5 protein-coding genes are annotated in these 15,259 nt (G+C 72.0%); all 5 read left to right on the forward strand.

Translation table 11 applies throughout. The annotated features are described in order from the left end of the window. Positions 1 to 582 precede the first annotated feature (582 nt). The 5 genes from AC3WUG_RS12905 to AC3WUG_RS12925 all read left to right on the forward strand — a co-directional run bounded on the left by AC3WUG_RS12905 (position 583) and on the right by AC3WUG_RS12925 (position 15,218). A complete protein-coding gene (locus AC3WUG_RS12905) occupies positions 583 to 3,453 on the forward strand; it encodes a LamG-like jellyroll fold domain-containing protein (protein WP_492328030.1) in 2,871 nt (956 codons plus the stop codon). A gap of 44 nt (positions 3,454 to 3,497) precedes the next feature. Further along, positions 3,498 to 9,725, forward strand: a complete 6,228-nt coding sequence (locus tag AC3WUG_RS12910) for an RHS repeat-associated core domain-containing protein (RefSeq protein WP_492328031.1) — start codon at positions 3,498 to 3,500, stop codon at positions 9,723 to 9,725. 8 nt (positions 9,726 to 9,733) lie between these two features. Continuing rightward, positions 9,734 to 10,138, forward strand: coding sequence for a hypothetical protein (locus tag AC3WUG_RS12915; RefSeq protein WP_492328032.1), 405 nt, complete (start codon positions 9,734 to 9,736; stop codon positions 10,136 to 10,138). A 374-nt stretch (positions 10,139 to 10,512) separates the two neighbouring features. Then, the gene (ileS, locus tag AC3WUG_RS12920) at positions 10,513 to 13,827 is read left to right on the forward strand and encodes an isoleucine--tRNA ligase (RefSeq protein ID WP_492328033.1); all 3,315 of its coding nucleotides are present in this window, start codon (positions 10,513 to 10,515) and stop codon (positions 13,825 to 13,827) included. Beyond that, a complete protein-coding gene (locus AC3WUG_RS12925) occupies positions 13,827 to 15,218 on the forward strand; it encodes a bifunctional folylpolyglutamate synthase/dihydrofolate synthase (protein WP_492328034.1) in 1,392 nt (463 codons plus the stop codon). The genes ileS and AC3WUG_RS12925 overlap by 1 nt, the downstream gene beginning before the upstream one ends. The last annotated feature ends 41 nt before the right edge of the window (positions 15,219 to 15,259 follow it).

The raw sequence follows: 15,259 nt of genomic DNA on the forward strand, positions 1-15,259 counted from the left end.
GCCGACGAGAGAAGTGGTCGTCGTCGCCCCGCCAGGCGACCCGGTCGAGATGAAGTTCCTCGTCTACGACGTCCCCCAGTAGGAGGGTGCGGACGCCGTCTCCGCGCTCGCAGGGCCGCGCGTACGACCACGAAGACGGTGGCGGCCGTCGACGACGGCGCAGGCGCCCGGCCCCCTGGTGCCGCCCTGCGCCGGCGCCGGGCGAGCGGGCGGTTGGCGCGGGCGAGGTGTCGTGCGTGGTCATGTCGCGCCCTCCGTGACGGGGAGGCCGTGCGCCTCGGCTGGCACGACGCTGGACCGGGCGGCGTCCCGCATGCAAGGCCGGAGAGCCCGGTTGCCCGGGCGATCCGGGCGCGTGCGGCGGGCGATGCCTGAGCGTGAGGGCGTCGGTTCGGCCCGGAAGGCGCGGCTTCTACCCCCGCGCCCCGTCGAGCGCCAATGTGACATCGATCACATGCGGCCGAACGAGGGGGTGAACTTCGAAACCCCGGACACCGCCTGTGCGTCCGCTGTACGTTCCCGCCACCGGGGCGTCGGGCGCCCCTCGTCCTAGGGGGAAGTGTGCGCTTGACCTGCTCCTTCGTGCCGTCTCGCCGTCTGGCGGCGCTCGCGGCCGTCGCGCTCGCGATCGGCCTGCTGCCGTCCGGAGCGGCCGTTGCGGATGTCGAGGGCCCGGCGCCCTCCGGCGTGGTCGACTGCGTCTCCGCGACGGACGCCGAGGCGGATGCCGCGGCGGTCGCGACCGCGTGCTCGTCCGAGGTCGAGGTACTCGACGCGCGCACGCCCTGGGACACCCTCATCGCGCAGGGTGACGGCACCATGCGGTGGGTCAGCTCCGCCACCGCGGTCCGTACCGAGGTCGGGGGTGAGTGGGCCGACATCGACAATGCCGTGGTCCCGGGCGAGGACGGGCTCGTCGTCGCCGCGCCGGTCACCGCGATGACGTTCAGCGACGGCACCGCCGGCGCGCCCCTGGCGCGCCTCGGCCGGGACGGTCACGAGCTCACGTTCGACGTCCCGGTCGAGCTGCCTGCCCCGACCGTGGACGGCGCCCGGATCACCTATGCGGACGTGCTGCCGGGGGTGGACCTGCTCGTGACCGTGAACGCCGACGCGACAGGCTTCTCCGAGGTCCTGAGGGTCGCGTCGCCGCAGGCCGCCGCCGACCCCCGGATCGCCGAGCTGACGTTCCCGGTCGAGGTGAGCGACGGGCTCGAGGTCGCTGCCGAGAGCGGCGGCTTCGTGGCCACCGACGGCTCCGGCCAGGTCATCTTCTCGAGCCCGACTCCCGCGATGTGGGACTCGTCCTCCGACGCGCCGGTCTCGCAGCCGTTCGCGCGGCGGGGCCTCGCCGATGCGTCGCTCCGTGGTGCGGCCCCCGCCGACGCGGCGGGCGTGACGAACACCGATCCGGTCGCCGGGCCGACCGCAGGCGACGCGGTGGCGTGGATGCCGGCCGAGGTGTCGGACGACGGCGTGACGATCGTTCCCGATGCGGAGCTCCTCACCGGTGCCGACACCGTGTGGCCGGTGTACATCGACCCGTCGGTCACGGGGTCGCGCAACCAGTGGACCGCGGTCCGCGACGTCTTCGGCGCGAAGTACGCGTTCGCGCCGGACGAGGGAGTCGGGCTCTGCAACCGGGCTACGTCGACGACCTGTTCGGCCACGTTCAAGAGCCGGCTCCTGTGGACCTTCACCGGCCTCGGGACCATCGGCTCCCTGAACGCGAACCAGATCGTGTCGGCGACGTTCACGGCGGTGGCGACGCACTCGTACGACTGCACGGCGCGCCCGGTCACGCTGTACCGGACGGGGGACTTCAGCTCCGGGACCGGGTGGCCGGGCGGCTCGCTCTGGGAGCCGATGAGCACGCAGACGTTCGCGGCCAAGTCGAGCTGTGCCGGTCAGCCGGTGCGGCGCATCGAGTTCGACGCCACGCCGCAGGCGCGGGCGATCGCCGACGCCAACACGGCCCAGGGGTCGGTCGGCCTGGCGGCGGACGAGTCGTCGATGGCCTACTGGAAGCGGTTCCAGAACGACGCGGAGTTCTGGGTCGTCTACAACCGTCCGCCGACCACGCCGACGACGCTGCGTGTCACCGCCGGTTCCGTGACGAAGGCCTGCGGGAGCACGGTCGTCTGGATGAACTCGGCGACGCCGACCCTCCGTGCGGTGGTCGCGGATCCCGATGGCGGCAACGTGCAGGCGAACTTCGACCTGTACTCCGGCGCGACCGCCGTCTTCAACCCCGGCCTCACGACTGCCAAGGCGTCGGGGGCGGAGCACACGCAGGCCGTCACCGTCACGCTCTCGAAGAACGCCACGTACCAGATGCGCGTGAATGCGCAGGATCCGCAGGGTCTCACGAGCGCGGTCGCGTCCTGCAGCTTCGGGGTGGATACGACGGCCCCGGACGCACCGACAGTCGCCCCGGTGAGGGCCACGGCGTCGTACCCGGCGGTCTACCCCGAGGGCGCCTGGTCCGGCGGCATCGGCCAGGCGGGTGCCTTCACGTTCGCGAGCGCCTCGACGGACGTCCTCAGCTACAAGTACTCGTTCAACAACACCGCGCTCGCCCAGACCGCGAGCGGGGCGGCGCCCACGGTCGCGTTCACGCCGACGGGCACGGGCACGCAGACGCTGCGGCTCCAGGCGGTCGACCGAGCCGGAAACGTCAGCGGCGTCACGCTGTACACCTTCAACGTCACGATCCCCACGGCGAACGCCCGGTGGTCGCTCGACGACGGTGAGGGGATCGTCGCGACCGACTCGAGCGGGTTCGGCAACCGGTACCCGCTCGCGATGACCGGGACCACCGGGTGGACGGACGGTCCGCTCGTGGACTTCGACCCGACGAGCACCGACAGGGCGCTGCTGCTCGACTCGCCCGAGGACGGCGCTGCCTCCAGCGGGCCGGTGCTCGCGACGCAGATGGGCTTCACCGTCGGCGCCACGGTCCGGCTGGACCAGAGCCCCGCCGGGTCGCGCGCGACCATCGTGAGCCAGGACGGCGCCGCGGCGAGCGGGTTCGAGCTCGGCTACCGCGCCGACGGCGGCTGCGAGGACGGGGCGGCCGAGTGCTGGTCCTTCTCGATGCGCGCGACGGGCGCGGCGAACGCGGCGGAGACCAAGGTGACCTCGTCCGCCCTGACCGGCGTCGGTGACTGGGTGTACGTGGCCGGTGTGTACGACGAGCGCGGGAGCACGATCGGGCTGTACGTCTGCTCGCTCGACGGCGCCACGGAGGTCGACCGTCTCGACGGAGCCGCGTTCCGGGCGGAGTGGAACTCGGCCGGCGCCCTGCGCGTCGGCCAGAGCCAGCAGCTCGGATCTGCCCCGTGGGCCGGTGCGGTCGCGGACGTGCAGGTGCTCGACGGTCCCGCGGACGCGAACCAGCTGCGCCGTGCCTGCCACCGCACGTTCGACGACACCGTCGTGGTGACGCCGTGATCGGTCGGCGCGCAGCCCACGCCCCGCTGGGAAGAGGTCCGTCCATGATCGTTGCGCGTCCGTCGGCGCTGGGTCGCCGTGCCACCGTCGCCGTCGCCGTGCTCACGCTGCTGGCCAGCGGGATGCCGGCCGCCCAGGCGGCGGGGGAGACGCTCCCGAGCGACGACGAGCGACGCGCGCAGAGCGCCGAGGCCGCACCCGAGCGGGAGGCGACCGATCCGCTCGCCAGCGTGGAGCTCGAGCCGGACGAGGGGCAGTCACCCCCGATGGAGGCCGTGGCTCCGGCCGATGTCGCGTGGCCGGAGCCCTCCACCGTGTCGGTGGACCGCTCGGCCACGGGCCGGTTGTCGCGCGGTTGGGCCCGGACGTCGGAGGGGACGGTCCGGGCGCGCGCGGCCGAGGCCGTCGGGTCGAGGTCCTCCTCCTCGAAGGCCTCCGCGGTCGACGTGGAGGTCCTCGGCCAGGACGCCGCTGCCGCGGTGGGGTTGACGGGAGTGCTCCTGCAGGTCGGTGACGCGGACCAGCGCTCCGGTGACGGCGCCGTGGACCTGACCGTCGACTACGCGGACTTCGCGGGGGCCTTCGGCGGCGACTGGTCGTCCCGCCTGCGGCTCGTGCGTCTTCCCGACTGCGCCGTGACGACCCCGGACGTAGCGCGGTGCCGCACGCAGACGCCCGTCGAGTCGACGAACGACCCGGTCGCGGACACCGTGAGCGCAAGGGTGGCGCCGACCTCGTTCGGCGTCATGGCGGTCACGGCCGCGGCCCAGGGGTCGACGGGGAACTGGTCGGCGACCCCGCTGTCGCCGTCGGCGAGCTGGCAGGTGTCCGAGCAGACCGGCGACTTCGCGTGGTCGTACCCGCTGCGGGTGCCCCCGGTCGCCGCCGGCCCCGCGCCGGACCTCGCGCTCAGCTACTCCTCGGGCTCGCTCGACGGCCGGGTGGCGTCGACCAACAACCAGACGTCCTGGATCGGTGACGGCTGGGACATGAGCCCGGGCTTCGTCGAGCGCACGTACGTGCCCTGCTCGCAGGACATGTCCGGAGGCAACAACGCGACGCGGAAGACCGGCGACCTCTGCTGGTCGACCGACAACGCCACGCTGGTGCTCGGGGGGTCGGCGTCGGCTCTCGTCAAGGACGCCGCCACCGGCGGCTGGCGGCTGAAGCAGGACGACGGCACGCGCGTCGAGCGGTTGACCGGCGGCTGGAACGGCGACAACGACGGCGAGTACTGGAAGGTCACCGCGACCGACGGCACCCAGTACGTGTTCGGCCGCGGCCGTCGCTCGGCGACGGACACCACGGCGCTCAACTCCGCGTGGACCGTCCCGGTGTTCGGCAACCACCCGACGGACCCGTGCTACGCCACGGCGTTCGCGTCGTCCTGGTGCAACCAGGCGTGGCGGTGGAACCTCGAGTACGTCGTGGACACCTCCGGCAACTCGATGACGTACTTCTACGCCGCCGAGACGAACAGCTACGGCCGCAACCTCAACACCGCGGTGTCCACGTACACCCGCGGCGGCTACCTCGCGCGGATCGACTACGGCCAGCGCGCCGGCTCGGAGACCGCGTCGGCCGCGCCGCAGCGCGTGGACTTCGCCGTGGCCGAGCGCTGCCTCCCGTCCGGGTCGATCACGTGCGACCCGGGGCAGCTCACCAAGGCCAACGCGAAGTCGTGGCCCGACGTGCCGTTCGACCTCATCTGCACGTCGACGACGACGTGCCCCACGCAGATGTCGCCCGCGTTCTTCACCCGCAAGCGCCTCACCACGGTCACGACCCGCGTCCTGACGACGGGCACCACCTACCAGAACGTCGACGCCTGGACCCTGACGCAGACGTTCCCGGACCCGGGCGACGCGACCAACGCCGCGCTCTGGCTGTCGCGGATCGGGCACAAGGGCACGGTCGGCACCGCGATCACGCTCCCGGACGTCGTGATCCGCGGCGTGCAGATGGCGAACCGCGTCGACCGGACCGGCGACGCCGGCCCGCCCATGAACCGGTACCGGATCAGCTCCATCGACAGCGAGTCGGGCTCCACGACGTCGGTCAACTACACGCCGCAGGACTGCACCACCGCCTCGCTGCCGGCGTCGGCGGACAGCAACACCCGGCGCTGCTTCCCCGTCACCTGGTACCCGGAGGGGACGGGTGGCCCCATCACGGAGTACTTCCACAAGTACCTGGTGGAGTCGGTGGTCGCCGACGCGAAGGACACGCTGTCCGCGGCGACGGAGACGCACTACTCGTACGTCGGCGACCCGGCGTGGCGGTACGACGACAACCCGCTGGTGCCCGCCGGGCAGCGGACGTGGAACCAGTGGCGCGGCTACGGCACGGTGGACGTCATCACCGGTGCCCCGAGCGAGCCGCGCCGGTCGCTGACCCGGTACCGGTACTTCCGCGGCATGGACGGCGACCGCGCCCCGGGTGGCGGTACCCGCAGCGTCCAGGTGGACGGCATCGCCGACCAGGACCACCTCAACGGCTTCGTCCGCGAGGAGATCACCTACGACGGCGTGGGCGGCGCGGAGGTCTCCGGTGCGCTCACCTCGCCCTGGGTCTCCGGCCCTACGGCCACGGGCGCGGACGGCAGGACCGCGCGGTTCGTCGGCGTGCAGACGAGCGAGGCGCGGGTCGCGGCGCCCGAGCTGCCGGGCGACCGGCGCACGACGCGAACCGTCACCACGTTCGACCCGACGTACGGCGTGCCGACGCAGGTCGACGACCAGGGCGACGTCACGACGGCGGCGGACGACCGGTGCACCCGCACCGAGTACGTCCGGAACGCGACGGCGAACCTCGTCGCCACCGTGAAGCGCGTCGAGACGGTCGGTGTCGCCTGCGGCGCCACCACGTCACGTCCCGGCGACGTCCTCAGCGACGTGCGGACGTCGTATGACGGTGGCGTCTACGGCGTCGCCCCGACGCGCGGCCTGGTCACCACGACTCAGGCCGTCGCCTCCTACGACGGCGCCACGCCCGTCTACGTCACGCAGTCGCGCGCGACGTACGACGCCCAGGGTCGGCCGCTGACCTCCACGGACGCCCTCAACCGGACGACCACGACGGCCTACACGCCGACGACCGGCGGCCCCCTGACGAAGACCGTCGTCACCACCCCGGACCCGGACGGCTCCGGGTCGGCGACCCCGCTGACGACCACGACGACCGTCAACCCCGCCTGGGGTGCGGCGACGCAGGAGACCGACCCGAACGGCAAGGTCACCTCGGCGACCTACGACGCCCTCGGGCGGACGACGGCCGTCTGGCTCCCGGGTCGGCCGCAGGCGACCCAGACCGCCAACCGGACGTACGCGTACACGGTGTCCGCGACGGCAGTCGACGCGATCACGACCGCGTCCCTGACGGCGACCGGGACGTACGCGACCACTGTCGAGCTGTTCGACGGCCTCGGCCGGTCCCGGCAGACGCAGTCGCCCTCGCTGGCCCGCGATACCGCGGGCCGGGTCGTGACCGACACGGTCTACGACAGCCGCGGCCTGGTCGCGTTCAGCAACGGGCAGTGGTTCACCACCGGCGCGCCGGCCGCCACGCTCGTGGCGCCGACCGAGGCCGTGCCGTCGCGCACCCGGTTCGTCTACGACGGTGCGGGGCGGCAGACCGTCCAGATCACCGACGTCGGCGAGCAGGAGCGGTGGCGCACGACCACGAGCTACGGCGGTGACCGGGTCACGGTCGTGCCACCGCAGGGAGGCGTCCCGCGCACGACGATCAGCGACGCTCGGGGGCAGACCACCGAGCTGCGCCAGTACCTCGCGGACAGCGCGACGGGAACGTTCGAGGCGACGACCTACGCCTACGACGGCGCGGGTCGGCTGACGACGGTCCGCGACGCCGCGGGCAACGCGTGGACGTCGACGTACGACCTGCGAGGGAGGAAGACGGGATCCGTCGACCCCGACAAGGGCGCGACCACCAGCACCTACGACGACGCGGGCCAGCTCCTGTCCACGACCGACGCGCGAGGGGTGACGCTGACGTACGCGTACGACGCGCTCGGGCGGAAGCGGTCGGAGCGTCAGAACTCGACGACCGGTCCGCTGCTCGCCGAGTGGACCTACGACACCCTCGCGAAGGGTCAGCTCACGTCGTCGACCCGGTACGTCGGGACCGCCGCGTACGTCACGGCCGTCACGGGGTACGACGACGGCTACCGGCCGCTGGGCAGGTCGGTCACGCTGCCGTCGGCCGAGGGTGGTCTCGCCGGCACGTACACCACGGGGTACACCTACGCCGTCGACGGCCAGCCCGTCGGGGTGAAGCTGCCGGCGGCAGGCAACCTCACGGCGGAGACGGTCACCACCCACTACGACGCGGCCAACCAGCCCGAGTGGATGACGGGCGGTGCCGGCTGGGGCGTCTACGTCGCGGGCACTCTCTACTCGTCGTACGGCCAGCTCCTGCAGCAGGACCTGGGCAACGCGTCGGCGAACTACCTCAACTACGACTACGAGTACGGCACGCAGCGCCTGTCGAGGACGTGGCTCGTCCACCAGGGCGTCGACGGCAACGCCATGGACCTGACGTACTCCTACGACGCGGCGGGTAACACGCTGTCGACGGTCGACCGACCGACGAACGACGCCATCGACGCCCAGTGCTACGCGTACGACGGCCTCAATCGTCTGGCGTCGGCCTGGACACCCGCGGACGCCAACTGCGCCGTGGCGCCGACGGTCGAGGCGCTCGGCGGCGCGGCGCCGTACTGGACGGACTACACCTTCGACCTGGCGGGCAACCGGGCGACCGACGTCCAGCACACCGCCGAGGGGTCCACCACCCGCACGTTCACCTACCCGACCGCCGGCGCGGCGCTGCCGCACGCGGTGCAGTCGATCACGGCGTCGGCGCCCGACGGGACCACGGCGACCTCGACGTACGACTACGACGCCACGGGAAGCACGACGTCGCGGGCGCTCGCGGGAGAGGCGGAGCAGACGCTCGAGTGGGACGCCGAGGGGCGGCTGACCGGCGTGGCGGTCGACGGCGAGCAATCGTCATATGTGTATACGGCCGACGGCGAGCGGCTCGTCCGCAGGCAGAACGGAACCGTGACTGTCTACCTGCCCGGTGGACAGGAGGTCACGCTCACGGCCGCGACTAGCGCCGTCACCGCGATGCGGTACTACTCGTTCCGGGGGCAGACCGTGGCGGTGCGCACGGGCAAGCTGGCGTCGACGGTATCGAGCCTGGTGAACGACCCCCACGGGACAGCCGAGCTGTCGATCGCGAACGCCACCGCGGTGGTCACGAAGCGACGCTTCGACCCGTACGGCACCACCCGTGGGCCGGGTTCAGACACGTGGTCCGGCGACCATGGATTCCTCGACAGGCCCGTCGACTCGACAGGGCTGCTATCGGTCGGCGCGCGGATGTACGAACCGGACACCGGTCGATTTGTCTCGGTCGATCCTGTCATGGAGCTAGGAGAGCCGCAGCAGTGGGCCGCGTACTCCTATGGCAATAACAATCCTGTCAAGTACTCCGATCCCACTGGGCTTGCAAGCAACCAGGCCGGTGACTGGGGCAATAAGCGGCGATCCTCCGCCTATCCCGCGAACTGGCGGCCGGGTGTGTCGGGTGGGGAGGATTCGAAAGTCACGTTTGCAAATCCGGCGCGCATGCCCAAGTCTCGTCCTCGGTACGCGACGCAGGCGGCAAAATCGACGTATCGCCTCATGGATAGATGGATGTCCAGCCCCGACGGCCAGACCTTTTCCAGGGTCGGAAGATCGAACCCGAGTCTCTTGAACGACATGACCACGCAGGCCATGGCGGTTCAGAGTGGAGATTACGTACACGGCTTCGGGCTCGCATGGAATGTGGGAACGAGTTTCGAAGGTGGCGGAGTTGCTTCGATGCTGCTTCGCATGAGAGCTCTTTTTGAGCCACGGTCCACGTGGGACGCGAAAGAGTACCTCAGGGTTGAGTTCGATGTGCAATCCGAAAAGCATGGGTGGTTTGAGACCGACGCCGGGGAAGAGGTCTACTACGACGTCTTCGGCAACATCGCCTACGGAGCGATGGCTCACAATTTCGGGCTGTCGCTCGAAAACGCCACCGCGGCGGCAAACCAGCCGGGATCTGGCGCAAAGGCAACGGCTGACGACATCGCGACACGCCTTGGCTATGAACTCGTCGACTCCTATCCTCAAGGCATGACCCAGGATCAGTTTGTCTCGTGGTTCAACAGCGACGCGGTCCAGAGCGAGCTGCGGGCAGCGGGTCGCGTTCGATGAGGCGAAGGGTGCGAGTCATCTGCTGCGCGGCGTCGCTCGCAGCCCTCGCCGGGTGCACGACGGGAACGGGTGAGCCCGACTGGACGCTGCCGCTGACCTGGCAGAAGGACGGCACATCCCTCACTCTCGACGAGGACGGTCGCGCCGAGGTGACCGACATGCTCGTGGGCGACGTCTCCTGCGACACGGGTGTGCCCGAGGGTGAACGGCTGTCGGGACGAGCGCAGTGGGAGTGGGACGGCTACGCGAGCTTCGTCGTGACCATCGAGGAGGACGAGATCGGAGTGGACGCGGCCTACTACCTCGGGGAGCCCGACTGGACCCGGCTGCTGATCGATCCGTGCCCGGATGACCCGGACGTCCTCCCGATCGAGCTGTTCCTCACGGGACCGTTCTCGGCAGTCGGCGAGTGATCAGCAGGCGCGACGACGCGCCGCTCGATCGCAACCGGGCCGTGCGGGAGAGCGGCTGCGCACCCCCTGGACGCCCTCGCTACACTCGTCCCCACAGGCACCGATCCGGCCATCACCGGGGAGCCTCCGGAAGAACAGGGCGAGCCGCAGCACGCACGCGACGCGCCCCCAGTAGACCCGGACGGGGCAGGCCCGTCACAGCCGCAGCGAAGAGTGGTCGCGCGCCGACCCCGCCCCCGGCGGGACCCGGCGATCGGCAAGCGGGGTGGTACCGCGGTGCGCACCGGGCGAGAGCCGGGCGGGCGTCGTCCCCGTGGATCCGCCACCGCACCGCGAGCCCCCGGGCCCGCCGACCACCAGGAGCGCCATCCGCCATGGCCTATCCGCTGCACCGCACCCCGAGCGGCAAGCACGCCGCCCCCGTCGCGCCCGGCGCGTCCTTCGGCCTGCCCGCGTCCCCGGACCTGCCGGCGCTGGAGAAGGACGTCCTCGCGTACTGGGAGTCCGACGGCACGTTCCAGGCGTCGATCGACGCCCGTGACGCCGGCACCGACGGCGCCAACGAGTTCGTGTTCTACGACGGGCCGCCGTTCGCGAACGGGCTGCCGCACTACGGCCACCTGCTGACCGGGTACGCCAAGGACATCGTCGGCCGGTACCAGACGCAGCGGGGCCGCCGCGTCGAGCGCCGGTTCGGCTGGGACACGCACGGCCTGCCGGCGGAGCTCGAGGCGGAGCGGATCCTCGGCATCACCGACAAGGCGCAGATCGAGGAGATGGGCATCAAGGCGTTCAACGACGCCTGCCGGACGTCGGTGCTGCGGTACACCGACGAGTGGCAGGTGTACGTGACGCGCCAGGCGCGCTGGGTGGACTTCGAGCACGACTACAAGACGCTCGACCCGACGTTCATGGAGTCGGTGATCTGGGCGTTCAAGCAGCTCTACGACAAGGGCTGGGCGTACGAGGGCTACCGCGTGCTGCCGTACTGCTGGAACGACCAGACGCCGCTGTCGAACCACGAGCTGCGGATGGACGACGACGTCTACAAGGACGTCCAGGACCAGACGGTGACCGTCACGTTCCCGCTGACCGGCGAGCGTACGGCCGAGCTCGGCCTCGACGGCGTCGCCGCCCTCGCCTGGACGACCACGCCCTGGACCCTGCCGACCAACTCGGCGCTCGCGGTCGGCCCCGAGGTCACCTACGCGGTGGTCCCGGCGGGCCCGAACGGCACCAGCGCCACCGCCGGCGCGTTCCTGCTCGCCCGCGACCTCGTCAAGGGCTACGCCAAGGACCTCGGCTACGACTCCGCCGACGACGCGCTCGCCGCCGTGACCCGCGAGGTGCGCGGCGCCGACCTGGCCGGCGTCCGGTACGAGCGGCTGTTCGACTACCTGGCGGACCAGCCGGGCATGGCCGAGCACGGCTTCCAGATCCTGCTCGCCGACTACGTCACGACCGAGGACGGCACCGGTGTGGTGCACCAGGCCCCGGCGTACGGCGAGGTCGACCAGGAGACCTGCGAGGCCGTCGGCATCCCGACGGTGCTGAGCGTCGACGAGGGCGGGAAGTTCACGTCCCTCGTGCCCGACTTCGAGGGCCAGCAGGTCTTCGAGGCGAACAAGCCGATCACCCAGCGGCTGCGCGCCGACGGCCGGCTGCTGCGCCAGGCGTCGTACGTGCACTCGTACCCGCACTGCTGGCGCTGCCGGAACCCGCTGATCTACAAGGCCGTGTCGTCCTGGTTCGTGAAGGTGACCGCGTTCCGGGACCGGATGGTGGAGCTCAACCAGGACATCTCCTGGGTGCCGGAGCACATCCAGGACGGCCAGTTCGGCAACTGGCTCGCGAACGCCCGCGACTGGTCGGTGTCCCGGAACCGGTACTGGGGCACGCCGATCCCGGTGTGGGTGAGTGACGACCCGGCGCACCCGCGCATCGACGTCTACGGCTCGTTCGCCGAGCTGGAGGCCGACTTCGGCCGGCTGCCGCTGAACGACGCCGGCGAGCCCGACCTGCACCGGCCGTTCATCGACGAGCTGACCCGCCCGAACCCGGACGACCCGACCGGGCAGAGCACCATGCGCCGGATCCCGGACGTGCTGGACGTGTGGTTCGACTCCGGGTCGATGCCGTTCGCCCAGGTGCACTACCCGTTCGAGAACGCCGACTGGTTCGAGCACCACTACCCGGGCGACTTCATCACCGAGTACATCGGGCAGACCCGCGGCTGGTTCTACCTGCTGCACGTGCTGGCGACGGCGCTGTTCGACCGCCCGGCGTTCCGCACGTCCGTCTCGCACGGCATCGTGCTGGGCTCGGACGGCCGGAAGATGAGCAAGTCGCTGCGGAACTACCCGGACGTGAACGAGGTGTTCGACCGCGACGGCTCGGACGCGATGCGCTGGTTCCTCATGGCGTCGCCGATCCTGCGCGGCGGCAACCTGGTCGTCACCGAGGAGGGCATCCGCTCGGAGGTCCGCCAGGTGCTGCTCCCGCTGTGGAGCACCTGGTACTTCTTCGCGCTGTACGCCAACGCGGCGAACGACGGGACCGGCCTCACCGCCGGCCGGGTCACGCCCGACACCCCGGTCACCACCATGGACCGGTACGTGCTCGCCCGGACCCGGAAGCTCGTCGAGACCGTGACCGCGCAGCTCGACGCGTACGACGTGCCGGGCGCCTGCGAGACCGTCCGGGTGCACCTGGACCTGCTGACCAACTGGTACGTCCGCACGCAGCGCGACCGGTTCTGGTCGGAGGACGCCGCGGCGTTCGACACGCTGTGGACCTCGCTCGAGACGCTGACCCGCGTCATGGCGCCGCTGGCCCCGCTGCTCTCCGAGGAGGTGTGGCGCGGCCTGACCGGCGACCGCTCGGTGCACCTGACCGACTGGCCGACCCTGGGTGACGGCTCGGCGGACGACCGGGCGCTCGCGGCCGACGACGACCTGGTCGCCGCGGTCGACGGCGTCCGGGAGGCGGTGTCGGCGGCGCTGGCGCTGCGCAAGGCCAACGGCCTGCGCGTCCGCCAGCCGCTGAACGAGCTGCGGGTCGCCACGGCGACGCCCGGGGCGCTGGCCCCGTTCGCGGACCTGCTCGCGGCCGAGCTCAACGTCAAGCACGTCGCGCTCTCGACGGTCGAGGAGGCCGCCGCCGGCGGCGTCGCGGTCCGGAGCAACCTCGCGGTGAACGCCCGCGCCGCCGGCCCGCGCCTGGGCCGGGGCGTCCAGGCGGTGATCCGCGCCGCGAAGGCCGGGGACTGGTCGACCGACGCCGAGGGCACGGTGGTCGTGCGCACCGACGACGGCGACGTCCCGATGCAGCCGTCTGAGTACGAGCTGACGACCACGATCGACGTCACGACGGCCGAGGGCGAGGCCCCGACGCTGGCGGCGGGCGTGCTGCCCTCGGGCGGGTTCGTGGTCCTCGACCTGGCGCTGGACGAGGCGCTGCTCGCCGAGGGCTACGCCCGCGACGTGGTCCGCGCGGTGCAGGACGCCCGCAAGGCGGCCGACCTCGTGGTCACCGACCGGATCCGGCTCACGCTGGGCGTCCCGGCGGAGCACCGCGCGGCGGTCGACGCGCACCGGGAGTTCATCGCGCGGGAGACGCTGGCCACGGAGGTGGTCGTCGAGGACTCGGGCTCCGAGCTCACCGTCGGCGTCGAGCGGGTGGCCGCCTGATGGCCGCCGCGAAGGGCCGCGGGGGAGCGGACCACCAGCGCGACGAGGCCGCCGCGGCGGCCCGCCGCGCCGCCGACGAGGTGTACGCCGGCATCCTCGAGCGCGCGCCCGAGCACGACATCGACCCGACCCTCGACCGGGTCGCGGCGGTGTGCGAGCTGCTCGGGGACCCGCAGAAGGCGTACCGGGTCGTGCACCTCACGGGCACGAACGGCAAGACGTCGACCGCGCGCATGGTCGAGCGGCTGGTGCGCGAGCACGGGCTGCGCACGGGCCGGTTCACCAGCCCGCACCTGCACCGGGTGACCGAGCGCATCGCCATCGACGGGGAGCCGATCTCCGACGAGGCGTTCGTCGCCACCTGGCAGGACGTCGCGCCGTACGTGCACATGGTCGACGTCCGGGAGCAGGAGGCCGGCCGGCCGCGGCTGAGCTTCTTCGAGGTGTTCACGGTCATGGCGTTCGCGGCGTTCGCGGACGCGCCGGTGGACGTCGCGGTGGTCGAGGTCGGCATGGGCGGACGCTGGGACGCGACGAACGTCGCCGACGGCGAGGTCGCGGTCATCACGCCGGTCGCCTACGACCACGAGCGGTGGCTCGGGCACACTCTCGTCGAGATCGCGGGGGAGAAGTCCGGGATCGTCAAGGACGGCGCCACCCTCGTGCTGTCGACGCAGCAGGAGGACGCCGAGGGCGTCATCCTGCACGCCGCGGCCGAGCACGGGGCGCGGGTGGTCCGCGAGGGCGTCGACATCGACGTGGTGGACCGGCAGGTCGCGGTGGGCGGGCAGCTGCTCACGCTGCGCGGCACCGGCGGCGTCTACACGGACGTGTTCCTGCCGCTGCACGGGGAGCACCAGGCGCACAACGCGCTCGCGGCGCTCGCGGCCGTCGAGGCGCTGATCGCGGGCGGCGGGGCGCTGGACGGGTCGGTCGTCGAGGTGGCGTTCGCCGACGTCGACTCGCCGGGCCGCCTGGAGCTGGTCCGGTCCAGCCCGACCGTCCTGGTCGACGGCGCGCACAACCCCGCGGGCGCGGAGGCGCTGGTCGCGGCGGTCGAGGAGGCGTTCGCGTTCCAGCGGATCGTCGGCGTCGTCGGCGCGATGGCGGACAAGGACCCCGAGGCGATCCTCGCGGTGCTGGAGCCGTACCTGGCCGAGGTCGTCGTGACGCGGGCGTCCAACCCGCGGGCGATGGAGGTCGACGACCTGGCCGAGATCGCCGTCGACGTGTTCGGCGAGGACCGGGTGCACGTCCGGGAGCGGCTGGACGAGGCCGTGACCCTGGCGGCCGACCTCGCCGAGCGCGAGGTGGAGCGCGGCGCGGCCGTCCTCGTGACCGGGTCGATCTACCTGGTGGCCGAGGCGCGGGTGCTCACGGGCCGCGCCTGACGGGTCCGGGGGGGGGGGGGGGGGGGGGGGGGGGGGGCGCG

The organism is Cellulomonas sp. EB106-03-03-XG116, from assembly GCF_058792015.1.